Source organism: Sorangium sp. So ce131 (assembly GCF_051519095.1).
In the GTDB taxonomy this organism is placed as follows: domain Bacteria; phylum Myxococcota_A; class Polyangia; order Polyangiales; family Polyangiaceae; genus Sorangium.
In genome coordinates, this window is sequence record NZ_CP150455.1 from 13,107,493 (window position 1) to 13,131,796 (window position 24,304).

The 24,304-nt window shown below is 72.7% G+C and carries 15 protein-coding genes; 9 read left to right on the top strand and 6 right to left on the bottom strand.

Annotation, left to right across the window (positions count from 1 at the left end):
- Window positions 1-9 precede the first annotated feature (9 nt).
- Window positions 10-1,662 carry a signal recognition particle protein gene (gene ffh / locus WMF43_RS47655; RefSeq protein ID WP_437675534.1) on the top strand — a complete coding sequence of 551 codons (1,653 nt, stop codon included), beginning with the start codon at window positions 10-12 and terminating at the stop codon, window positions 1,660-1,662.
- Between the two features lie 11 nt (window positions 1,663-1,673).
- Window positions 1,674-2,780 (top strand): carbohydrate-binding family 9-like protein, encoded by a 1,107-nt coding sequence (locus WMF43_RS47660; RefSeq protein WP_437675535.1) that lies wholly within the window; start codon window positions 1,674-1,676, stop codon window positions 2,778-2,780.
- Window positions 2,781-2,892: 112 nt separating this feature from the next.
- Here the strand turns inward: WMF43_RS47660 and WMF43_RS47665 are convergent, their stop codons facing one another.
- Window positions 2,893-4,026 (bottom strand): sugar ABC transporter substrate-binding protein, encoded by a 1,134-nt coding sequence (locus WMF43_RS47665; protein ID WP_437675536.1) that lies wholly within the window; start codon window positions 4,024-4,026, stop codon window positions 2,893-2,895.
- 707 nt (window positions 4,027-4,733) lie between these two features.
- Between WMF43_RS47665 and WMF43_RS47670 the strand changes: the two genes are divergently transcribed.
- The 6 genes from WMF43_RS47670 to WMF43_RS47695 all read left to right on the top strand — a co-directional run bounded on the left by WMF43_RS47670 (window position 4,734) and on the right by WMF43_RS47695 (window position 12,778).
- The gene (locus WMF43_RS47670) at window positions 4,734-6,740 is read left to right on the top strand and encodes an ABC-F family ATP-binding cassette domain-containing protein (RefSeq protein ID WP_437675537.1); all 2,007 of its coding nucleotides are present in this window, start codon (window positions 4,734-4,736) and stop codon (window positions 6,738-6,740) included.
- A gap of 75 nt (window positions 6,741-6,815) precedes the next feature.
- Window positions 6,816-7,121 carry a hypothetical protein gene (locus WMF43_RS47675; protein WP_437675538.1) on the top strand — a complete coding sequence of 102 codons (306 nt, stop codon included), beginning with the start codon at window positions 6,816-6,818 and terminating at the stop codon, window positions 7,119-7,121.
- Window positions 7,055-8,728: an Eco57I restriction-modification methylase domain-containing protein gene (locus tag WMF43_RS47680; protein WP_437675539.1), complete on the top strand. Its 1,674-nt coding sequence runs from the start codon at window positions 7,055-7,057 to the stop codon at window positions 8,726-8,728. Before WMF43_RS47675 ends, WMF43_RS47680 begins: the two co-directional genes overlap by 67 nt.
- 151 nt (window positions 8,729-8,879) lie before the next feature.
- A complete protein-coding gene (locus tag WMF43_RS47685; protein WP_437675540.1) occupies window positions 8,880-11,153 on the top strand; it encodes a S46 family peptidase in 2,274 nt (757 codons plus the stop codon).
- Window positions 11,154-11,467: 314 nt separating this feature from the next.
- Entirely contained in the window at window positions 11,468-11,875 is a 408-nt protein-coding gene (locus WMF43_RS47690; protein ID WP_437675541.1) for a hypothetical protein, read from the top strand.
- A gap of 144 nt (window positions 11,876-12,019) precedes the next feature.
- Window positions 12,020-12,778: a hypothetical protein gene (locus tag WMF43_RS47695; RefSeq protein WP_437675542.1), complete on the top strand. Its 759-nt coding sequence runs from the start codon at window positions 12,020-12,022 to the stop codon at window positions 12,776-12,778.
- 106 nt (window positions 12,779-12,884) lie between these two features.
- Here the strand turns inward: WMF43_RS47695 and WMF43_RS47700 are convergent, their stop codons facing one another.
- From WMF43_RS47700 to ggt, 5 genes are all read right to left on the bottom strand, one after another.
- Window positions 12,885-14,414, bottom strand: a complete 1,530-nt coding sequence (locus tag WMF43_RS47700; protein ID WP_437675543.1) for an ATP-binding cassette domain-containing protein — start codon at window positions 14,412-14,414, stop codon at window positions 12,885-12,887.
- 263 nt (window positions 14,415-14,677) lie between these two features.
- The gene (locus tag WMF43_RS47705) at window positions 14,678-16,453 is read right to left on the bottom strand and encodes a c-type cytochrome (RefSeq protein ID WP_437675544.1); all 1,776 of its coding nucleotides are present in this window, start codon (window positions 16,451-16,453) and stop codon (window positions 14,678-14,680) included.
- Between the two features lie 288 nt (window positions 16,454-16,741).
- Entirely contained in the window at window positions 16,742-18,634 is a 1,893-nt protein-coding gene (locus WMF43_RS47710; RefSeq protein WP_437675545.1) for a c-type cytochrome, read from the bottom strand.
- Between the two features lie 277 nt (window positions 18,635-18,911).
- A complete protein-coding gene (locus tag WMF43_RS47715; RefSeq protein ID WP_437675546.1) occupies window positions 18,912-19,412 on the bottom strand; it encodes an SRPBCC domain-containing protein in 501 nt (166 codons plus the stop codon).
- 2 nt (window positions 19,413-19,414) lie between these two features.
- Entirely contained in the window at window positions 19,415-21,235 is a 1,821-nt protein-coding gene (ggt, locus tag WMF43_RS47720) for a gamma-glutamyltransferase (protein ID WP_437675547.1), read from the bottom strand.
- Window positions 21,236-21,616: 381 nt separating this feature from the next.
- On the opposite strand from ggt, the gene WMF43_RS47725 reads away from it, so the two are divergent.
- Entirely contained in the window at window positions 21,617-24,190 is a 2,574-nt protein-coding gene (locus tag WMF43_RS47725) for a serine/threonine-protein kinase (RefSeq protein WP_437675548.1), read from the top strand.
- The last annotated feature ends 114 nt before the right edge of the window (window positions 24,191-24,304 follow it).

Genomic DNA, 24,304 nt, shown 5'->3' on the forward strand with positions numbered 1-24,304 from the left:
CGCCCTGCCATGTTCGACACGCTGACACGGGGCTTTCGTCAGGCCAGGAACCGCCTCGCCGGGCTCACCGAGCTCACCGAGAGCAACATCGACGTCGCGCTCCGGGAGGTGCGGCTGAGCTTGCTCGAGGCCGACGTCGAGATCGGCGTGGTCAAGGCGTTCCTCGCCCGGGTGAAGCAGGCGGCGGTCGGCCGCACCCTGGAGACCCGGGTGAAGCACGCGGGCGAGGTCCACCAGGTCTCCGCGAGCGACCACTTCATCAAGATCTGCCACGACGAGCTCGAGGCGATGATGACCCACGAGGGCGACGAGATCGCCTGGGCCGAGGGCGGGCCCACGGGCATCATGATGGTCGGCCTCCAGGGCTCCGGAAAGACGACGAGCTGTGCGAAGCTCTCGCGCTACCTCGAGAAGCAGGGGCGCAAGCCGCTGCTCGTCGCGGCCGACATGCAGCGCCCCGCCGCCGTCGAGCAGCTGAAGGTCCTCGGCGACCAGCTCAAGATCCCCGTGTTCAACATCCCGGGCGAGTCGCCGGTCGCGATCTGCGCCGCGGCCCGGGGCGAGGCGAGGAAGCTCGGCCGCGACGTCATCATCTACGACACCGCGGGCCGCCTCGCGATCGACGAGCCGCTCATGCAGGAGCTCGCGCAGATCAAGGAGGCGACGTCGCCGGACAACATCTTCCTCGTCGTCGACGCGATGATCGGCCAGGACGCCGTGAAGACGGCGCGCGGCTTCAACGAGCGGCTGTCGATCAGCGGCGTCGTCCTGACGAAGCTCGACGGCGACGCCCGCGGCGGCGCGGCGCTCAGCATCAAGGAGGTCACGGGCGCGCCGGTCCTCTTCAGCGGCGTCGGCGAGACGACGGACAAGTTCGAGCCGTTCCGCGCCGACGGCATGGCGAGCCGCATCCTCGGCATGGGCGACGTCGTCGGCCTGATGCAGGACTTCGAGGAGGTCGTCGACCAGAAGAAGGCCGAGAAGGACGCCGCGCGGATGCTCCAGGGCGACTTCACGCTCGAGGACTTCCTCGACCAGGTGCGGATGATCCAGAAGATGGGGTCGCTGAAGGACCTCGTCGACAAGCTGCCCCTCGGCGGGATGTTCCCGGGCGGCCTGCCGCAGGACGTCAACCTCGACGACCGGGAGCTCGTCCGCATCCAGGCGATCATCCAGTCGATGACCCGCTTCGAGAAGAGCGACCCCTACGCGCTCGTCCGCGAGCCGAAGCGGGTGGAGCGCATCGCGAAGGGCTCGGGCACGAAGCCCGAGGCGGTGAGCGAGCTCGTCCAGAAGTTCCTCTTCATGCGCCAGATGATGAGCGGCCTCGGCCAGAACATGGGCCTGATGGGGAAGATCCCCGGCATGAAGCAGATGGCCATGGCGAAGAACATGCGCGAGATGCAGAAGCAGATGATGGCCGGCGGCGGCCTGCCGGGGATGCCCGGGATGCCCGGCATGCCCGGGATGGGGATGCCGGGCATGGGCTTCCCCGGCATGGGCTTCCCCGGCATGGGGATGCCGGGCATGGGCGGCTTCCCGGGCGCCGGCGCGGGGGGCCCGGCCCTGACGAAGATGAAGACGCTCAGCGCGACAGAGCGCAACGCCAAGAAGGCGCAGCGCAAGCGCGAGCGCGACGCCCGCAAGAAGGGGCGGAAGTAGCGGCGGCCTGCATGCGCCGGCCCTGGAGCCAGCGGCGCTCGTTCGACGAGGCGCGCGGCGCGCGCGCGCTCGCGCGGGCCCTGGTGATGGTCGGCGCGGCCTTTGCGGCGGCCTCGTGCTCCAGGGGCGGCGGGGGCGAGCAGGGGGCCGCTCCTGCCGGGTCGGGCGGGCGGGCGCCGGCGGCGGGCGCGGGTGCGGATCGCGGCGCGGACGCGGAGGCGCCGAGGCAGCCCGCCGCCGTGAAGGAGCTCGCGGTGCGCAGGCTCGCACCCGGCGCGGCGATCGCGATCGACGGCCGGCTCGACGAGCCGGCGTGGCAGTCGGCGGCGCGGACAGGGGCGTTCGTCAACGTGGGCACGGGCCGCGAGGACCGGTCGCTGCCGACGCAGGGCGAGGCGCGGCTGCTCTGGGACGATGCGTTCCTCTACGTGGGGTTCGACGTCAGCGACAGGACGATCACCGGCGGCTTCCCCGAGGACGCGCGGGACCCGCACCTCTGGGAGCGGGACACCGTCGAGGTGATGATCGACCCGGACGGCGACGGCGACAACAAGGACTATTACGAGATCCAGATAAGCCCCCAGAACCTCGTCTTCGACTCGCAGTTCGACGACTACAACGCTCCGCGGGGCGGCCCGAGCGGCCCTTTCGGTCACCAGGCGTGGAGCGCGGGCCTCACGAGCGCGGTGGCGCTGAGGGGGACGATCGACGACGACTCGGACGAGGACCGGGGGTACGTGGTCGAGGCGAAGATCCCGTGGAGCTCGTTCGCGAAGGCGAGGTCGGCGCCGCCGGCGCCGGGGGACGCGTGGCGGATGAACTTCTACGCCATGCAGAACAACGGTGGGACGGCGTGGTCGCCGATCCTGGGAGAGGGGAACTTCCACCGGGCGCGGCGGTTCGGGCGGGTTCGGTTCGTCGGGGCCGGGGGCGAGACGGGCGGCGCAGGGGCGCCCGCGCGCGACGCCGGCGCGGCGCCCGTGCCGGCGTCCTCGGCCGCGTCGTCGGCGGCGCCGCCGGGCGCGACGAGCGCGGCAGGCGCCAGGCCGGGCGCCGCGGCGCCCTCCGTATCGGCCGGTCCGACCCGGGACTTCCGCGCTGATCCGCCGGACCGCTGAGCTGCGCCCGTAAATCCCGCGGCTGCAAGCTAGCTCCGCCTGTCAGAAATCACGGCAGGCGCGCCCGAGCACGCGCTGGAGCCACGCGAGGTCCTCCTCGCGCTGCGCGCCTCTACTGCTCTGCGCCGATCTCGTCGAGGAAGTCGTTGTAGGCGTCGACCTTGTTCCCCGGGACCACGTCGACGCCGAGGTCGAACTGGTTGCCCTCGACGAGCTGCGGCGCGAGGATCGCCTTGGTTGCTTCGAGGCCGATGCTCTTGATGCCGTAGACGATGTAGGGCCCGAGGTACCCCTCGTAGTACTGCCGCTGGACGTGCGTGGCCTTGATGCGACCCTCGCGCATGTAGTCGGCGGTCTGCGGCGCGAAGTCGAATGTGACGATGGGGAGGTCCGGCGCGTCCACGGCGTCCGCGGCCAGCACGCATCGATACGAATCGCTGAACATCCCGATCAGGCCCACGACGGGCGGGTCCGCCTCCTTGATCTCGCCCCTCATCACCTCGACGTCCCTGGTCTCGTCATCATAGATGGACTGGTGTACGATGACATCGTAACCGGCTTTCTCGAGCTCGTCCGCGGCGCCCTGCGTTCGATCGACACCGTCGGCCCAGCTCGGGTCGGCCCAGCCGTGGATGAGCACCGTACCAGGCCCTTCGGGCAGCGACTTGATCAGGGTGTTCGCTGCCGTGGCCCCGGCAGACCTGCTGAGTATCCCGACGTAGATCTCGCGCTTCGAGCTCGCCAGGTCGGTGTCGAGCGTCACCACGGGGATCCCCTTCGAGGCGGCGTCGTCGAGCGCGGCCACGTTGCCTTCGCCGAAGGGCGTGATGACAATCCCCTCGGCGCCATCCGCCACCGCCCGCTTTATCTGTCGGGTCTGGAGCTCCATCAATTCTTCTTGATCCGGCGAAGTCTCGGTGGACCCGAGCACGTTCCCCGTGGTCCTCCCGGAGACCCCGAGCTCACCCATGGCTCGGTTCGCGCCCGTGGCGATCGGCGCAAAGAAGTCGCTGAGGGACTTCAGCAGCACCGCGATCTGCACCGGCTTGATCGAGCTCGTGTTGATCTCCGCGACGAGCTCGTCGATGGTCGCCTCGATCTTCACCGGGATGAACTCGTTCTGAGGAAGCGGCGTTCGCTTGATGGGTGTGGCTGCCCGCTCCGCGTCCGTCTCGCTCCCTCCGCACGCCGCCATCATCAGCATGAGCCCGCTGGCCGCTGCCCAACTTCGCACAGTCATCTTCATGAGACCCCTCCTAGTACGTTGTCGCTCGTTCTTACGTGGTTCGCGCGGTCGCGCGCGGTACCCTTGCGCGCGGCTCAGACCTGTAGCGAGATCGCGGCCGAGGTGTGCATGGAACAGGAACCGGGTCGAGATCGCATGCGTCGGCTGAGACGAGCGCGCCGTGTGCCGGATCCACCGGAGCGATCCGTCTCGGCAGGCCACAGCGAGTACATGCGCGACCTTAGGGACACCGCATCACAGCGAGGAGCGGCCTGTCAAGCGCGACGCAGGAGCTTCAGATCTGGATTGGCGACCCGCGCCACAACTGCTGTGGAAACCCCTTTGGCCAGGATCCATCTCCGGAGATCGCAGCCCTTGTACGTGGTTGGCGGATCCTCAGCCGAGAGGTGAGCACGACGACGCAGATGCCGATGCGCGCCGACCTCGTTCGTGGGCGCCAGATGTGGTGTTCGAGGAGCAGCCGTCCTCCTCGACCCGGATGATCTCGGCAGCATCGACCACGCGCGGCAGCCGCGCGCGCCCATGGCCTCCAGCCGGCGACCGCGCGGCGCGCGGCGCGCGGTCGATCGAGGCGAGCAGCCTGCGCAGCGGTGCGCCGCCCGGGGCCGCCGCCCACGATCGGGGCGCTCGGGGCGCGCGGGGCGTCGACAGGGCCGTTTCAGCAAAGCGGGCCCATGTGGCATCCGCTGCGCTAAGCTCCGCCCCCTGTGCCCGTCCTCACCGCCCACGATCTCCACAAATCCTTCGGCCCGCAGACCATCCTCGACGGCGTCTCCGTCAACATCCGCACGGGCGAGCGGGTCGGCCTCGTCGGCCTGAACGGCTCCGGCAAGAGCACGCTCGCGCGCATCCTCGCCGGCGTCGAGCAGCCCGACAGCGGCACGATCGCCCGCCGCCGCGGCGCCGAGATCGGCGTCCTCTCGCAGGACCCGGTGTTCGAGCCGTCCGACACCGCGCGCGACGTCGTGCTCGCCGGCCTCTCCGCCTGGCACGCCGCCAAGGCGCGCCACGACGAGGTGAGCCGCGCGCTCGCCGCCGGCTCGGGCGACGCCGAGGCGCTGCTCGCCGCGCAGGCCGAGGCCTCGGCCGACGTCGAGCGGCTCGGCGGCTGGGACATGATGCACCAGGTCGACGCCATCATCGGCCACGTCGGCGTCACCCGGCCCGACGCCCCCATGAGCGTGCTCAGCGGCGGCGACCGTCGGCGCGTCGCCCTCGCCCGCCTGCTCGTGTCGCGGCCCGCGCTCGCCGTGCTCGACGAGCCGAGCAACCACCTCGACGTCGAGACCGTCGAGTGGCTCGAGCGTTACCTCGTCGAGGAGCACCCCGGCGCGCTCCTGCTCATCACCCACGACCGCTACCTGCTCGACCGCGTCGTCGAGCGCACCCTCGAGATCGACAAGGGCAAGGTCTACAGCTACGACGGCGGCTACGAGGAGTACCTCGAGCAGAAGGCCGAGCGCCTCGCGCTCGAGGCGCGCACCGAGTCGAACCGGCAGAACTTCCTCCGCACCGAGCTCGAGTGGCTGCGGCGCCAGCCCAAGGCGCGCACCGGCAAGCAGAAGGCGCGCATCCAGCGCGCCGAGACGACGAAGGCCGCCCCGCCGCCCAAGGCCGAGCGGACCGCCCAGCTCTCGGTCGAGTCGGTGCGCACCGGCAAGACCATCCTCGAGCTGAAGAAGCTCGGCCTCTCGGTCGACGGCAAATGGCTCGTCCGCGGCCTCGACTTCACCCTCACGAAGGGCGAGCGCGTCGGCGTCGTCGGCCGCAACGGCACCGGCAAGACCACGATGCTCCGCGCGATCCTCGGCCAGGTCGACGCGGCGGACGGCGGCGCGGCCGGGGACGGCGGCGCGGCCGGGGAGGGGCCGCGCATGGAGGGCGAGGTCGTGCTCGGGAAGAACACGAACATCGCCTACTTCGACCAGCACCGCAGCGGGCTCGATCTCGACAAGTCGATCTTCGAGAACATCGCCGGCTCGCACACGCGCGTCGAGGTCGGCGGCCGCTCCATGGATGTGCGCAGCTACCTGGAGCGGTTCCTCTTCGACCCGAACAAGGCGCGGCAGCCGGTCGGCTCGTTGTCCGGCGGCGAGCGGGCGCGCGTCGCCCTCGCGAAGATGCTCACCCAGAGCGTCAACGTGATCATCCTCGACGAGCCCACGAACGACCTCGACGTGATGACCCTCGCCGCGCTCGAGGAGATGCTCATCGAGCTCGACGGCTCGGCCCTCGTGGTGACCCACGACCGGTGGTTCCTGAACCGGGTCGCGACCTCGATCCTCGCCTTCGAGGGCGACGGCCGCGTGGTGCGTTACGCGGGCAACTACGACGCTTACCGCGAGCAGCGGGCGAGCGCCGCGCTCGCGATCGAGGCCGAGGCCGAGGCCCGCGCCGCCAAGGCCGCCGCCGCGGAGCCGCGGCCCGCGCCGGCGCCGGCCGCGGCGAAGCCCGCGGGGCGCGCCGGGGACGCGCCGAAGCTCTCGTTCGCCGAGCGCAAGGAGCTCGACGGCATCGTCGGGCGCATCGACGAGGCCGAGCAGAAGGTCCGCGAGCTCGAGGTGAAGCTCGCCGATCCGGCGCTCTACGCGAGCCGCGGCGCCGAGGTCGCCGGCCTCCTCGCGGAGCTCGAGCGCGCGAAGCAGGAGGCGGCGCGCCTGGTCAGCCGGTGGGAGGAGCTCGAGACGAAGCGCGAGGCCGCCGGCAAGGGGTGACAGCCGGGGGAACGGCAGGTGAACGGCGGGCGACGGCAGGTGAACCACGCGCCCGGACCGCGCCGCGCTGAGCGCATGACGACCCTTGTCGGCGCGGCGCCGCCCGGCGACCATGGCCCCATGATGACCGTGTTCGAGGTGTACCTCGCCAGCGGGGCGGGGAGCAGCGACTTGCTCAGCGCCGAGGTGCTGCGCGAGACAGGGGCCCAGGTCATGACGCTGAAGGAGGCGGAGCTGGTCGGCTTCCAGGGCCTGGAGCCGCTCGACGGCTCCGGCGACGTCCGGCTCATCGCCGTGCGCGCCGCCGACGCCCCGTGGATCCACCGCTGCCTCGAGGGCAGCGGCGCGGTGGTCTCGTTCCGGGCGCACCAGGTCGACTGATCCGCGAGGGCACGATCCGGCCCGACCCGCCCCTCGGTCCGCGTGGCGGCACGCCGACGAGCGCGGCGCGCGAGCTCCGGCGCGCGCCGCCGTCATCCCTGCTCGGCGCGGTCGACCTCCACCGGGCCGAGGCCTGCCGCCACCTCGACCCCGCGCGGCGCTCCGCGCTCGGTCAGTTCCTGACGCCGCCCCCCGTGGCGTCGTTCATGGCCTCGCTCTTCCAGCAGCTCGGCCCCTCCGTGCGCCTGCTCGACGCCGGCGCGGGCGTCGGCACGCTCACGGCGGCGCTCGTCGCCGAGGCGTGCAGCCGGCCGACGCCCCCCGCCGAGATCCACGCGGTGGCCTACGAGCTCGATCCCGACTTCGTAAAGCACCTTTCCGAATCGATGGCCACGTGCCGCGCCGCGTGCCGGCCGCTCGGGATCACGTTCGACGGCCGCGCCGTGCAGGCCGACTTCATCACCCACGCCGTGGAGGAGCTCGCCCGGCCCGGCCCGCACGCGCGCTTCACCCACGCGATCCTGAACCCGCCCTACCGCAAGCTCGGCGCCGGCTCCGCGGCCCGCCGCGCGCTCCGCCGCGCCGGGATCGAGGCGACCAACCTCTACACCGCCTTCCTGGCGCTCGCGGTGCGCGCGCTCGCGCCCGGCGGCGAGCTCTGCGCCATCACGCCGCGGAGCTTCTTCAACGGTCCTTACTTTCGGCCCTTCCGCGCGCTGTTCCTGCGCGAGGTCGCGCTGCGGCGGGTGCATGTCTTCGAGTCCCGCACCGCCGCGTTTGCGGACGACGGCGTCCTCCAGGAGAACGTCGTGTTTTGCGGCGTGAAGGGCGGCGCGCCCGGCGCGGTGCTCGTCTCGTCGAGCGACGGCCCGGGCGACGCGCCGACCGCGGCGCGCGAGGTCCCGTACGACGAGGTGGTGCGGCCCGGCGATCCCGAGCTGTTCATCCGCGTCGTCCCGGATCGGGCGGGCCAGCGCGCGGCGGACGTGCTCGCCGGGTTGCCCGCGCGGCTCGCCGATCTCGGCCTCTCGGTCTCCACCGGGAAGGTCGTGGACTTCCGGGCGCGCGGCTTCCTCCGCGCGGAGCCCGGGGCCGACACGGCGCCGCTCATCTACCCGGCGCACCTCGACGCGGGCTCGGTGCGCTGGCCGAAGCCCGGGAGGAAGCCGAACGCCCTGGTCGACTGCGCCGCGACGGCCAAGCTCTGGATGCCGAGCGGGACGTACGTGGTCGTGAAGCGCTTCTCCTCGAAGGAGGAGCGCCGGCGCATCACCGCGGCGGTCCTCGATCCGGCGGCGGTGCCCGGCGCGCGCGTGGGCTTCGAGAACCACCTCAACGTGTTTCACCGGGACGGCGGCGGGCTGCCGCCGCTCCTCGCCCGCGGCGTCTGCGTGTTCCTGAGCTCCACGCTCGTGGACACGTATTTCCGGCAGTGGAGCGGCCACACCCAGGTGAACGCCACCGATCTCCGGAACCTGGCTTATCCGGCGATGGCGGCGATCGAGCGGCTCGGCGCGCGTGCGCCCCGCCGCCCCGCGAGCCAGCGCGAGATCGACCGCGCCGTGGAGGAGGTGATCGGCTTCAGCGAGCGCGCCGACGCCCCGTGAGCCGCAGGGCCGGGATTCCCTGGTTGCGCGCCGCGCTCCCGTTCGACGAGAGCATGAAGTTTGGTTGGTGAGACTCGCACCTTGCCAGGAGTTCAGCGGCTCACGTGGCCTCATGTGGTTGCTTCGCCGAGCCGCGATGGTACGACCACGCATGATCATCAATCCTCCGCGCAATCCTCTGCGCAACAGCGCGCTCCTCGCGCTCGCCGCCCTCTCCGCGCTCGCCCAGGGCTGCGGGTCGGAGCGGCCGCAAGCGGGCGACACGAGGCCGCCGGCCTCCGGGCCGGAGGCGCCGGCGGCGCCGTTCGAGAACCCCGGCGGGATGTGGACGCCGGAGCAGGTGGCGCAGCACAAGGACCAGCTGAAGGCGCTGGGCCTCGAGATCGATCCGGAGTCGCTCGGCGACCCCACGGCGTCCCCGCTCGGCGCGGTGGTGAGCCTCGGCGGCTGCTCGGCGTCGTTCGTCTCCCCGGACGGGCTCATCGCGACGAACCACCACTGCTCCCTGCGTGCGCTCCAGTACAACTCCACCCCGGAGCAGGACCTCCTGACGAACGGCTACCTCGCGAAGACCCGCGCCGAGGAGAAGTGGGCGGGGCCCACCGCGCGCGTGTTCGTGACCCAGGCCTTCCGCGACGTCACCGGCGAGGTGCGGCGCGGGCTCGAGGCGATCCGGGGTGATCTCGAGCGTTACAAGGAGATCCAGCGGCGCAGGAAGCAGCTCGTCGCCGCGTGCGAGCAGGGCCGCCCTGAGGTCCGGTGCTCCGTCGCCGAGTATTTCGGAGGCGGCCAGTACTCGCTGATCGAGCAGCTGGAGATCAAGGATCTCCGCATCGTCTACATCCCTCAGGAGGGCGTCGGCAACTTCGGCGGGGACGTCGACAACTGGCGCTGGCCGCGCCACTCCGGCGATTTCGCCTTCTTCAGGGCGTACGTGGGCAAGGACAACCGCCCGGCGGGCCACGCCGCGGAGAACGTGCCGTATCGCCCGGCGCACCACCTGAAGCTCGCGTCCGCGCCGCTCCACAAGGACGACTTCGTGATGGTGGCCGGCTACCCCGCCGTGACGAACCGGCTCCGGACCGCGGCGGAGGTCGAGGCCGCGGTGTCGTGGCAGTACCCGAAGCGGGTGTCGTTCTACGAGGAGTCGCTCGCCCTCCTCGACGATCTCAGCAAGAAGGACCCGGCGGTGCGGATCAAGGCGCAGCCGACGGTCCAGGGTTACAGCAACTACCTGCTCAAGACGCGCGGGCTGCTCGACGGGCTGGTCGAGGGCGGCCTGGCCCGGGAGAAGGCCAAGCTGGAGGAGGAGCTCAAGGCCTGGATCGACGCCGAGCCCGCGCGCAAGGCCGCCTACGGCGGCGCCATCGAGCAGATCGCCGCGGCGCACGCCGAGCAGCAGAAGACGCGCGAGCACGACGCGGCCGTGTCGGAGGTCCTGTCGTCGGCCAGGCTGCTCGACGCCGCGGTCACGATCGTCCGCATGGCCGAGGAGCGGCGCAAGCCCGACGCCGAGCGCGAGGCCGAGTTCCAGGAGCGCAACTGGGAGCGGCTCGAGCAGGCGCAGGTGTCGCTCCAGAAGTCGTACGACCGCACGATCGATCGGAGCACCTTCAAGCTGGCCGTGCGGCGCGCGCTGCGGCTCGATCCGAAGGACAGGCCCGCGCTGCTCGGGACCCTCGCGGGCGGGCAGGCGCCGACGGAGGCCGCCCTCGCCGCGGCGATCGACGCCATCTACGCGGGCACGGCGCTCGAGGACGCGGCGACCCGGGTCAAGCTGCTGAAGACGGCCACCGTCGAGGAGCTCGGCGCGAGCCCTGATCCGATGATCCGGCTGGCGCTCTCGGTCGCGCCCGTCGACAAGGCCATCGAGGACCGCGACAGCGCCTATGTCGGGGCGATGACCCTCGTGAAGCCGCGCTTCATCGAGGCGCTCCGCGCGTACCGGGGCGGCATGCTGGCCCCCGACGCGAACGGAACGCTCCGCGTCACCTACGGCACCGTGCGGGGCTACCGCCCGGAGATCGACAAGCCCGTCTACCGCCCGTTCACCGTCGTGAGCGAGCTCGTGAAGAAGCACACCGGCAAGCCGCCGTTCGACGCGCCGGAGGCCCTGCTCGAGGCGGCGCGCCAGGAGCGGTTCGGGCCGTACGTCGACAGGGATCTCGGCGAGGTCCCGGTCTGCTTCCTGAGCGACCTCGACATCACGAACGGCAACTCCGGCTCTGCCACCCTGAACGCGCGCGGTGAGCTCGTCGGCCTCGCCTTCGACGGCAACTACGAGTCGATGGCGTCCGACTGGCTCTTCATGCCGTCGATCACCCGCACCATCCACGTGGATCTCCGCTACATGCAGTGGGTGATGGACGTGGTGTCGGGCGCCGACGCCGTGCTCGAGGAGATGGGCGGCACGCCGGCCCTCTAGCCCCGCCCGCCGGAGTCCGGCCAGGGATGGCCGGACTCCGGCGCCGCTTCGCGGCGGCCCGCGCGCAGCTCCATCGCGATGAGCGCGGTCAGGGCCTCGGCACCCTCCTCGGCGCCTCCTCGCCCTGCCTTCGCAAAGCCGACAGCGGTCGGCGGTGTAGACGCACAGCGCCACTGCAAATCGACGTTCCATGGATGTGCATGGCCGCGCATCGGACGATTTTGATTGACCCTCGTCATGTGAACGTTCACAAACAGTATGTTCGCCGCGGCGACGTGGCCGAGGTGCCCCTTAACCTGAACAGGAGATGTCGTATGTCGATGAGCATGAAGCTGATGAGCGCCGTGTTGATGAGCGTCGGCATTGGCCTTGCGGGCGCGGCGTGGGCCGCGGACGGCACGGCGGACGTCCCCGCTTCTGTCGCCGAGGGGAAGAATTTTGGCTGCGGCGCAAAAGGACAGAAGGCCTGTCCGATGCAGGGCTGGATGAAGACGGTGATGCAGTCGGCGACCACGAGCGGCGACGGCGCGAAGATCGCGTCGGCGCTGGAGTACGTGGCGGCGAAGCCGCCGCCCGGGATGCCGAAGTGGGTCGCGATCTCGAAGGAGGGCGCGGAGAAGGCCAAGAAGGGCGATATCGACGGCGCCAAGGCGAGCTGCAAGGCCTGCCACGATCTGTACAAGACGGAGTACAAGGCGAAGCTCCGCGACGCCGCCTTCTGAGGCGCCCCTCGCCGCTGTCCCCCTCCACGCTCGTCACGCCGGGCGCGCGCTCCTGCCATGACTCTTTGAGCGGGACGCGATGTCAACGAGACGAGGTTCGGTGTTCCCAGCTTCCACGCGGCGCTCTCGCCGGACGGGTGTGAAATGAGAATCTCTCTGCTCGTGGTCCCTGCAATCGTGGTCCTCGTTGCCTGCAGCTCCGACGCCGACCCGCCTCCGGACGACCAGGCTGCCTCCAGCTCGGCCGGCGCTGGAGGTCCGGGCGGAGGGGCCTCGACGGGCGCCAGCACGAGCGCCTCCAGCAGCGCGAGCTCCGGCGGGGCCGGCGGCAGCGGCGGGGCCGGCGGCGGCGGCGGAGGCGGCGAGAGCGGCGGCGAGGACCTGCTCGCGGCGGCCGCCAGCATCGACGGCTTCCGCTGGGAGATGCCGTGCGACCAGGACCCGGGCAACCGCGACGAGTGTTCGACGTCCACGCGGGTCGACGAGGACAGGACGTTCGGCGGCTCGCCCGACACGATCTATCAGGTGACCGTCCGGGTCCGCGGCGTCGTCGAGCCGGAGACGTACCGGGGCGGCACGCCCGACGGCATGCACTTCCGCGTGGGCGGTTCACCCGACAACCCGACGTACAACGTCTACAACTTCTCTGTCTCCGATCCGCCCGAGGTCTACTACCTCAACGACAACCCCAACGTGGGTCACGACGTGTTCATCGTCGACCACACGAAGACCATTCCGGTCCGGGGCGGAGCCACCGTGTCCTTCCTGGGCGACGATCCGAACCATACCATGATCGCCAACTTCAAGCGTCTGGTCGTGGACGGCATCCCGCCGGCGCCCGAGCCCTTCATCGGTCAATTCCTGCAGCTCGACGTGTTGTCCGTCGAGAAGACGCAGCCGTAGACCGCGCGACGCGACGCCCACACCCCCCCGGGTGTGTCTCAATATGTGAACGTTCACAATACTCGGTGGGGCGGGCGCACGCGGCGCCGCGATGCGCCGGCGCAGGTCACGCTTCGGCGTCGTCCGACGACACCCGCACTTCCCCCTCGGCCACGGTCCAGAGGATCGAGGTGCAGCTCTTTCCGAAGGCCCGGTCGTGGGTGACCAGCACCAGCGCGCCCGGGTAGTCGGCGAGGGCGCGCTCCAGCCGCTCGATGGAGGGCAGGTCGAGGTGGTTGGTCGGCTCGTCCAGCACCAGGGCCCAGGCGTGGCGCCCGAGGCCCAGCGCGATCATCAGCTTGCGCGCCTCGCCGGGCGAGGGCCGCGCTGACGCGAGCAGGCGCCCCGGCTCGACCCCGAGCGCGGCGACCAGCGACATCACCCGCCCGCGCTCCGCCGGCGGCAGGCCCCTCGCCTCCGCGAGCAGCGCCCGCTCCTCCGCCTGCCCGAGCTCCTGCGGCACGTAAAGCACCTTCGCCGCCGGCACCCGCGCGCTCGCGAGCAGCGCCTTCACCAGCGTCGTCTTGCCGCCGCCGTTCGGGCCCGCGATCCGGATGCGGTCCTCGCGCCCGACCCCGAGCCGCACGTCCCGCAGGATGACGCGCCCGGCGCCGCCGGGCGCGCGGATCTCGGGCGCGTCGAGCACGAACAGCCACGGCGCGGGCGACCGCTCGTAGCCGACGAAGACGCTGCGGCCCACGGCCTTCTCGAACTCGAACGTCCCCGCCTCGGCCGACACCTTCTCGAGCTTGCGGCGCGTCACGCCGACGTTGCGCGACAGCCGCGCCTCGGCCGTGGACACGCGGAAGTTGGCGAGCATGCCCCGCGCGTCGTGGTCGCGCGGGCCCTTCGCCCGCTTGTTGATGCTCCGCTGCGCGTCCGCCGCGGCCTGCTCGCGCCGCTCCTCGCCGAGCCGCCGGCGGAGCTGCCGCTCCTCGGCGCGCAGCCGCTGGTGCGCCTCCTCGCGCCCGCGCGCCTCGGCCTCCCAGAGCTCCCTGGCCGCGCTGTACCCGCCCGGGTAGAGCCGCGCCGCGCCCTGCTCGACGCGCACGGTGCCGACGGTCAGCGCGTCGAGCAGCTCGCGGTCGTGCGAGACACACGCCCCGATCCCCGGGAAGCCGCCGAGCGCGCCGACGAGCAGCGCCCGCGCGTCCGCGTCGATGTGGTTGGTCGGCTCGTCGAGGAGGAGCACGTCCGGCCCGGCGGCGAGCGCCGCGCCGATCTGCCAGCGCTTGCGCTCGCCGGGCGAGAGCGTGGCCCACCGCACGAGCTCCGCCGGGTCGAGCCGGAGCTCGCCGCGCAGCCGGCGCGCCTCGCCGTCCTCGGACGCGGCGAGCGCGTGGATCGCCGCGTCGGCGTGCTCCACGGTCTGCGGGCAGACCGCGACCGTCGCGCCCCGCGGCTCGAGGCGCAGGCTCCCCGCGTCGGGCGCGAGCTCGCCGGCGAAGAGCCGGAGCAACGTGGTCTTGCCGGCGCCGTTCGGCCCGACGATCCCGTACCACCCGGGCGTCAGGCACAGATCGACGTCCGCGAGGATCGTGGACGCGTCGGAGTAAGAAAAGGAGAGGCGCTGCGCGCGCAAGGACGACGACGACATACAAGCTCCTGAATCCGAGGGCCACGCGGCCCGGTCACGGGACGAGCAGGCCGCCCCGCGCGGCCAGGCAGGCGTGGAGGCCTGGCGCGCTTGCGACCTGCGACGGAGACCGATTCAGGAGCTGATCTTCACCGGAGCACTCTCCTCTTGCGTCAGCCGGACTTGTAACATCCGGCGGCGGCCCGCGCAACCGCGGCCGGCGACGCGGCTGCGCGTGGCGGCGCGTGGTGGGACGGAGTCGGGGGATCAGGGCCTCGGGGACGTCAGAGCGTCTCGAGATAGGCGACGAGATCGTCGATCTGCGCGTCGGACAGGTGCCTCGTCTTGCCGTGCAGCTCGTCCCCGCCGCAGTAGGTGTCGACGAACCGGTCCTTCAGCGTCGCCGCGCAGCCGTCGTGCATGTACGGCGCGCGCGCGCCGATGCGGACCAGCGACGGCACCTGGAACACGTTGCCCGTGCCGACGTTGAACGACGCGTTGGTCGTGAGCTGCGCGCCCGCGTGGCACCTCGCGCAGTCGACGGTCTTGTCGTGGAAGAGGGCCTCGCCGCGCGCCACGGCCCCCGCGTCGGGCGCCGGCGACGCCGGCGGCGCAGGGAGGTTGTCGATCCACGTCGCGAACTCCGCCACGCGGTCCGAGCCGAAATGTGGACCGCCCATACGTCCCTCGAACACCTCCGTCATGATCTCGGTGAGGTCGGCCATGTCGCCGTCCCAGTGGAACGGCGCGGTCTTCAGGATTCCGCCGCTCACGACCTGGGTGCGCCGCGGCCCGATCGGATCGAAGTTCCAGGTGTGGCCGTCGTCGCCGCCTTCCGGGTGGCACGACGCGCAGACCATCGGCCCGTTCGTGTTCTTGTGGAACATCGTGTGGCCGGTGCTCGTCGCGCTCTTGCCGGGGAGGTCGATCCGGGTGTCGCCGTCGTCGAGATCGCCGCCCAGCTCGATCAGGTGGAGGCGCGCAGGCTCGCGGCTCTGCACGACGAGGGTGCTGCCGGCGAAGGCGACGGCGGTGGGCTCGCCGTGCACCGGCAGGCGATGTCCGTTGGAGCACCTCGGTACGCCGTCGACGCCCTCCGCGCCGCTGCCGCCGGCGCCCCCAGAAGTGCCTTCTATCCGGGAGATGTCGGCGAGAGGCACCAGGATGACCTCGTCCTTGGCGGCCGAGACGACCGCGCCCATCCAGATCTGGGTCGAGACCGCGATGTCGACCGGCAAAGGCACGTTCACCAGGGGGGCGGCCGCCCGCTCCGGCACATCGAGCACCCCGGACGTCCCGATCGTCGCCACCGCGGTCCGCACGACGCCGCCTCCACAGTCGCCGTTGCCGCCGCCGTTGTAGCCGTCCACGGGCTCGTTCGTCGTGGGCTCTTCCCCGGTCTCGATCACGACAGGCGAGAGCATCGCGTGCTGGTGCACCACCAGGACCTCGCTCGTCGGTATCCTGATCATCCTCCAGGCGACGCTCGGCTTGAACTGCTGGTCGCCCATGTCGAGCCCGGGGAGCTGCGCTCGGTCGTCGATCGCGCCTTCCGCGTTCACGCTGAGGAGCTCCGCGGAGCGGAACGTGCTGACGAGGAGCCGCTCTCCCCGCACGACGACGTCGCGCAGGTCGCGCTGGAGCTGCAGGCGCCGCGTCGCGGCGCCGCCGCCGGCGGGCAGCGTGACGAGCTCGCCGCCGAGGCAGGCGACGTGGAGCGCGTCGAGGCCCGCGTCATAGGCTATCCCCCGCGGGGCCGGGCACGCCGCGCGCCGGTCGACGAGGGCCCCGCCCGCCGCGTCGATGGTGACGACCGCGCCGCCGCGGCGGAGCGCGACGTGGAACCGGCCGGCGGCGTCCTCGACGACCCGGCCGGGCTCATCTCCCTTGCTCAGCGCGATCTCCGCGCGCAGCTTCCGCTCCTTCAAGTCGACGATCCACACCCGGTCGCGGTCCGGATCCGCGGCCACCGCGGTGAGGCCGTCGCCGCTCACGGCCAGCGTGCCGCCGCTGATCGCAGGCGGCGGGCTCGCGGCGGGGCCGGGAGGCGCGCCGGGCACGTCCTCGGCTGCGGAATCGATGCAGGCCGCGACGAGAGACGAGGCGGCAACAAGGGGGAAGAGAATGGAGGAAAAGCTACGGGGCAATGTTGTCCGTCGACGCATGAGTGCCTCCGGTCCACCGCCAGACAAGATGGCGGCGACATCGATGCTCTCCGATTCGACCGACGTCGGCAATACACGCGGTCCACGGATCGATGACAGGAGATTACAAACAGGACTTCAGAAGAGGACTCTCGGCCGTCCGCAGCGTCTTGCGTCTACGGTGGGCGATGTGGTGAAAGGAGGTCAGAGCGTCTCGAGATAGGCGACGAGATCATCGATCTGCGCGTCGGACAGGTGGGACGTCTTGCCGTGCAGGTCGCCTCCGCCGCAGGAGGGGTCGACGAACCGGTCCTTCAGCGTCGCCGCGCAGCCATCATGCATGTACGGCGCGCGCGATCCGACGCGGAACAGCGACGGAACCTGGAAGCGTTTGCCCGTGCCGACGTCGAACGGCGCGTCGCTCGTGAGCCGCGCGCCCGCGTGGCACCTCGCGCAGCCGACGGTCTCGTCGTGGAAGAGGGCCTCACCGCGCGCCGCGGCCTCCGCGTCGGGCGCCGGCGACGCCGGCGGCGCGGGGAGGGCGTCGATCCACGCCGCGAACTGCGCCACGCGGGTCGGGCTCTGGCGCCGGCCGCCCATGCGTCCCTCGAACACCTCCGTCATGATCTCCGTGAGATCGAACATGTCGCCGTCCCAGTGGAACGGCGCGGTCTTGAGGATACCGCCGCTCACGACCTGGGTGCGCCGCGGCCCGATGGGATCGAAGCTCCAGGTGTGGCCGTCGTCGCCGCCTTCCGGGTGGCACGACGCGCAGACCATCGGCCCTCTCTCGTTCGTGTGGAACATCTCGTGGCCGGCGCTCCGCGCGCTCTGGCCGGGGAGATCGATGGCCCTGACCTCGAAGCTGCGACCGGGATCGCCGACGCCGGGCCTCCACCCGTCAGGGATCTCGAACACCACGAGGCGCGCGGGCTCGCGGCTCTGCACGACGAGGGAGCTGCCAGCGAACGCGGCGGCGATCGGCTGGCCGTCCACCGGCAGCCGCGGCCCGCCGACGCATTCCCTCGGGTCCGCGGCGCCCGGGTCCGGACCGGCGCCCGGATCCTCGCCGCTGTCCCCGGCGTCCTCGGTCCGGAAGAAGTCCGCGAGGGGCAGCAGGACGATCTCGCGCATGCCGGCCGACACGATCGCGCCGGCCTGGAGCTCGGCCGAGACCGCGATGTCGACCGGCAGCGGCGCGCTCGCCAGGGCAGGGGCCCCCCGCTGCGGCACGTCGAGCGCCGTGGACGCTCCGATCCTCGATACCGTGCTCTGCACGACGCCGCCTTCGCAAACGCCGCTGTTGTTGTAGCCGCTCACGGGCTCGCCGGGCGTGGGCTCCGGCTCGGTCCCGATCACCACGGGCGAGAGCATCGCGCGCTGGTGCACCACGAAGACCTCGTCCGCAGGCGTCTTGACCATCCTCCAGGCGACGTTCGGCTTGAACTGCTGCTCGCCGCTGTCGAAGCCCGGGAGCTGCGCGCGCTCGTCGATGGTGCCGTCCGCGTTCACGCTGAGGAGCTCCGCGGAGCGGAACGTGCTGACGAGCAGCCGCTCTCCCCGCACGACGACGTCGCGCAGGTCGCGCTGGAGCTGCAGCCGCCGCGTCGCGGCGCCGCCGCCGGCGGGCAGCGTGACGAGCTCGCCGCCGAGGCAGGCGACGTGGAGCGCGTCGGCGCCCGCGTCGTAGGTGATCCCCCGCGGGGCCGGGCACACCACGCGCCGGTCGACGAGCGCCCCGCGCTCCGCGTCGAGGGTGACCACCGCGCCGCCGCGGCGGAGCGCGACGTGGAACCGGCCGGCGCCGTCCTCGACCACCCGGCCGGGCTCGTCTCCCGTCTTCAAGGCGATCTCCGCGCGCAGCTTCCGCTCCTTCAAGGCGACGATCCACACCCGGTCGCGGTCCGGATCCGCGGCCACCGCGGTGAGGCCGTCGCCGCTCACGGCCAGCGTGCCGCCGCTGATCGCGGGCGGCGGGGCCGCCGCGGGCTGGGCGACCACCGCCTCGCCGGGGCCGTGGTCGGCTCCGGAGTCGATGCAGGCCGCAAAGAGAGATGGCGCAGCAAAGAAGGGAAAGACAATAAGGGAAACGCCCAAGGGCGCTGTCGTCCGTCGACGCATGAGTGCCTCCGGTCCACCGCCAAAAAAAGGCGGCGACATCGATGCTCCCCGATTCGACCACACGCGGCAATACACGCGGTCCGCGGCGCGATGACAGACGATTACACGAAGCGCTCCACAAGAGGACTCTCGATCGTCCCCAGCGTCTCGGCGGGCGGTAGGACGAATCAGGCGGGGCTGCGACGACGGACAACACCCTCGCCGGGAGCGCCGCCCTCGCGTCGGGATCCTGCGGGGGCGCGTGGCCGCCTGGTCAGCGGGGGATGCACCCGCCCGCTGTCCCGGGCGCCGGCGGCGCGGCCTCGCCCCGGGCGAGGGCCTCGAAGCGCGCGAGCACGGCCTGCCAGCCCCCCTCGTGGCGCGCCCGGAAGTCCGCCGCGCGCTCGCCGAGCCGCTCCCAGCCGCGGTGCACGACCTCGACCCGCGTCTGCGCCGCCACGACCTCGACGAACTGCACCTCGACCTCCTGCGCCGACCCGGGCGCGCGGCCCGGGTGCCAGGTGAACGAAAGCCGCCACGGCGCGTCCCACGCGACGACCGTGCCCCAGAGCGCCTCGGTGCCGTCCCGCGCCCGCTCGAACACGCGCCCCCCGACCGAGGGCTCGATGTGGCACGACACCGCCTCGCGCGTGACCGACAGCGTCGCGAGCGGCCACCAGTCGGCGATCCGCCGGACGAACAGATCGAAGGCGTCCGCCTGCGAGAGCGGCACGACCAGCGACCGCCGGATCGGCGGGGGCGCGCCCGCGGCCACGGCTACTTCCCGGCGACCGCCTCGGAGCCCGGCCGCCGCGGCTCGCGCGCGCCCGCGAACCCGCCGCCCTCGCGGCCGATCGCCGGCGCGTCGGCGATGTGGCCGCGCTCGTCGAGCGCGTGGCCCATCGCGCCGAGCGCCTTCTTCAGCTCCTCCGGGAAGCCGCCCGTCTCGCCCATGATCTTGTCCGGGTAGTCCTGCTGGTGGAAGCGCGGCGCGTTCACCGCCGTGGTCACGTCGAACCCGAAGTCGACCACGTTGGACAGGATCTGGAAGACCGCCGTCAGGATCGTCGGGCCGCCCGCGGCGCCGAGCACGAGCTCCACGCGCCCGTCCTTGCCCGTCACGATGGTGGGCGACATCGACGAGAGCATGCGCTTGCCGGGCGCGACGGAGTTGGCCTCCCCCTGCACCAGGCCGAACTGGTTCGGCGTGCCCGGCACGGCGGCGAAGTCGTCCATCTCGTTGTTCAGCACGAAGCCCGCGCCGGTCACGGTCACGCCCGCGCCGTACCAGCCGTTCAGCGTCGTGGTCAGCGCCACCGCGTTGCCCTGCGCGTCGACCACCGAGAAGTGCGTCGTGTGCGGCCCGCGGCCGCCCGAGTCCTTGGCGGGGCCGGCGAGCTCGCTCGTCGGCGTCGCGCGGTCGGGCGCGATGGTGGCGCGCTGCTTCTCCGCCCACGCGACCGAGAGCAGCTCCTCCACCGGGTTCTTCACGAAGTCCGGGTCCCCGAGGACCTCGTTGCGGGCGATGAAGACGCGCCGCATCGCCTCGGCGACCACGTGCACGTGCGCGGGCGAGTGCCAGCCGAGCTTCGCGACGTCGAGCCCCTCGAGCTGGTGCGCGATCATCGCGAGGGCGAGGCCCCCCGACGACGGCAGCGGCATCGAGGCGACCCGGCGCCCGCGGTACTCGAACACGACCGGCTCGCGCCACTTCGCCTTGTAGTTCTTGAGGTCCGCCGCCGAGATGATGCCCTTGCCCCGCTTCATCTCCGCGACGAGCAGCGCGGCCGTCTTGCCCTCGTAGAAGCCCGCGGGCCCCTTCTCGGCGATGCGCTGGAGCGTCTCGGCGAGCTCGGCGGACTTCCACGTCGCGCCGACCTCGATGGGCGCGCCGCCCGGCAGGAACAGCGCGGCCGAGGCCGGGAAGCGCGCGAGCTTGCCGGAGGCCGCCTTGACGGTCGCCGCGAAGTTCTCGTCGACCGGGAAGCCCTCCCTGGCGAGCCGGATCGCCGGCGCGACGAGGTCGGCCCACGTCTTCTTCTTGGAGCCGAGCTTCTCGTACGCCTCCCAGAGCCCCGCCACGCTGCCGGGCACGCCGACCGCGAGGTGGCCGACGCGCGCGGCCTCGGTGGCCTTGCCGTCCTTGCCCCGGTACATGTCGTGGGTCGCCCGGGCCGGCGCGGTCTCGCGGAAGTCGAGCGCGTGCTCCTTGTCCCCGATCCGCGCGACCATGAACCCGCCGCCGCCGAGGTTGCCGGCCGTCGGGTGCACCACCGCGAGCGCGAACGCCGTCGCGACCGCCGCGTCGACCGCGTTGCCGCCCGCCGCGAGCACCTCCGCGCCCACCTTGGTGGCGAGCGCGGCGTCGCTGGAGACCATCGAGGGCCCGCGCACCGGCGGCTCGCCCTCCGGGTACGGCCACCCCGCCGGGAACCGCGACGTCGGCGCGGGCGGCGCCGTCGGCGCGGCCGGCGCCGTCGGCTGGGGCGCCGACGCCGCGCTCGGCGGCGGCGGCGGCGGCGGCGCGGGCGGGACGGAGGCCTCGCATCCGGCGAGGAGGACGACGGCGAGCAGTCGATGCCAGGCGCGGCGCTTCATCGCGGCGGCTTATAGCCCAGCCGCGGCGCCGTTCGAAGACCGAGGCGTCGCGCCGCCGACGTCTCCGCCGCGGCGGCGCGCGCTCGATCGCTCGCGGGCCGCCAGGCGCCGCGCGGATCTCCAGCGCGCCGGGTGCACGCGCAGGACTGCGAATCTACTCCGGATCTCGGGCCGCGCCGCGCGCCGCAATCCGTCACAGCTGTCCGGGTCTCTGCTGTTCAGTTGTACCGCTCCGGCGCGCGGGAGCGCGGCGGCCGGCGCCGGTCGTGTGGAGCATGGCGTCTTACCGAGGCGCCCGGGCACGCCTCTCGGCGCCGCGAAGTGATCCGTGTTGGTCGTTGGCTTGGGGGCTTCGCCGCGCTTGGGTATGATCGGCGCCGGATGTTTCCGACGGAGCCCGCTCCCGAGACGATTGGGGCCTACAAGATCCTCCGGCGCCTGGCCGGCTCTGGGTCGACCAGCGTCTACCTCGGGCGGCTGGACGGCCCGCTCGGTTTCCGGCGCGTGTGCGAGCTGAAGCTCGTGCCGAATACGGCCGAGGGCGATCCGCGCTTCGCGGACGAGCTCGCCCGCGAGGCCTCCATCTGCGCCACGCTGAACCACCCGGCGATCGTGCGGATGTTCGATTTCTTCGAGCACGGCGGCAAGCTCGTGCTCGTGCTGGAGCACGTCGAGGGCGTGAACCTGGGTCGCCTGCTCCAGCACCTCGCGGCGCGGCAGCAGAAGCTCGCCGACGCGGCGGTCTACTACCTGGTCCACTGCATCGCGAGCGCGCTGTCGCACGCGCACGGGGCGACGGACGAGCACGGGAGCCCCACGCCGGTGATTCACCGCAACCTGCACCCGGAGAACATCGTGATCGGGTGGGACGGCCAGGTGCGCCTGACGGGCTTCGGGATCGGCAAGATCCTCGGCCGCACGCCGGACACGATCGCGGGCGTGGTGAAGGGCGCGCCCGGCTACATGGCGCCCGAGCAGGTGCGCGCCGAGCGGGTGACGGTGAAGGCCGACATCTACGGGGTGGGGCTGCTGCTCTGGTCGCTGCTCACGGGCCGCCGGCCGGCGGCGGACGGCACGCGCCCGGTCGCCATCACCACGATCCGCCCCGAGATCCCGCGGCCCATCGTGGCGCTGCTCGAGACGGCGCTGGCCCAGGCGCCGGAGGACCGGAAGCTCAGCTGTCAGGAGATCGAGCAGACGCTCGCGAAGGTGGCGCGCCCCGAGAAGGGCAAGGCGGAGCTCGTGACGCGCGTGCAGTCGGCGCACGCGACGATCGAGCTGGAGGACGCGGATCCCGAGGAGGACCGGCGGCCGACGATCCCGGTGAAGGGCAAGGGGGGTCAGACCTCGCGGCCCGCGGCCGACGCCGCGAAGCGGCTCGCGAAGGACCTGTTCGCGAAGGACGCGCGCGGCGAGAAGCCGAAGCCCGGGGTCGCGCAGGCGGACACCGCGCGGCCTCCGGCGGCGGCCGCCGCCGCGGCGGCGATGGCGGGCGCGGCGCGGCGGGACGGGCCGGCGGGCGCGCGTGGGCCCGAGCCGATCACGATCCCGGCGCCTGCGGTCGAGCCGCCGCCGCTCCCGCCCGGCGCGAAGGGCGGCGCCGCCGGCAAGCCGCCCGAGGTGCGCAAGCCCGCGCTGCCGGATCGGGAGACGTTCGGCCGTCTTTACGAGGCGTCGAAGCGCGCGGCGGAGCGCGACGCGGCGGCGGCGGAGGAGGAGGCGGCGGGCGGGATGCCGACGCTGCCCGAGGACGAGCCGTCGTTCGACGAGGAGGACGACGACGCGACGCTGCCGGGCTCGGGGACGGCGTCGTCGCGCTTCGGCATCTCGATCGCGCCGATCCCGGAGGCGATCCGCTTCGGTCCGCCGCCGGCGCTCCCGGCGGATCTCGCGCCGGATCTCGCGCCGGTGTTCTTCGGTCCGCCGCCGCCGAAGCCGCCTTCGGGAGCGCCGCTCACGCCGTCCGGGGTGGCGGTGCCGGTGGGGGCGTCGGGCCTGACGCCGCCCGGGGGTGTGCCGGCGGTCGGGGGATCGGGCCTGACGCCGCCCGGCGTGACGGTGCCGGTGCCGGTGGGGTCGCCGGGTCTCGGGCCGCCCGGGGGCGGGCCGCACCCGGGCAAGGCGGGTTTCACGAGCGGCGTGTCGTCGGAGCCGCCGCTGTCCGCGGGGGCGGGCCCGTCGTCGCGGCGCCGGCGGGGGCCGGCGCAGCTGTGGCAGGCGCCGCGGTCGCTGTCGTCGACGGTCGGGACGATCGCCGTGTCGGCGATCACGGCGACGGTGGTGGCGGGGCTCTGGATCTACGTCGCGCGGCGGGAGCGGCCGGTGGTGGCCGTCACCGCGCAGGTCGAGGAAGCGCCGCCGGCCGAGCCGGTGATCAGCGCGGCGCCGGCGGTGGCGCCGACGCCGGCGCCTTCCGCGAAGCGGGGCGCGGCGGCGCGCACGCCGGCGAAGGCGTCCGCGTCTGCGGCGGCGGGGTCGGCGTCGGCGGCCGCGGCGGCCGCGTCGGCGTCAGCGGCGGCGGCGGCTGCGTCGGCGTCAGCGGCGGCGGCGGCTGCGTCGGCATCAGCGGCGGCGGCGGCTGCGTCGGCGTCAGCGGCGGCGGCGGCTGCGTCGGCATCAGCGGCGGCGGCGGCGGCGCCCCCGCCGGCGACGAAGGCGCCCGCGGCGAGCCCAGCGCGGGCGGAGCCCAGCGTCGCCTCGTTGGCCAAGGGGCAAGGCCTGCTCACGGTGGGATATCCCGACGCGGGGGGCGTCTACGTGAACGGCAAGTTCACGGGTTTGGTGAACGAGGCGCTCGTGGTGCGCTGCGGCCGCTATTTCGTGCGCGTCGGCAAGGCTAGCAACGTGAAGTTCCCCGAGTGGCTCAGCGCGGGCGTGACGGCGCAGGTGCCCTGTCAGGGGGCCGTACGCATCGACATCAAGCCGACCGCCCCACCGAAGAAGCGGGCTCGTTGAGCCGATAGGTAGAGGGCGCCGACGACCGAGATCGCGGGGGTGGCGCGGAGGTCGTGCCGAGGTGGCCTGCGGTTTTGCGCAACCCCACGAGAGATGCTGGGCGGAGGGGCCAGG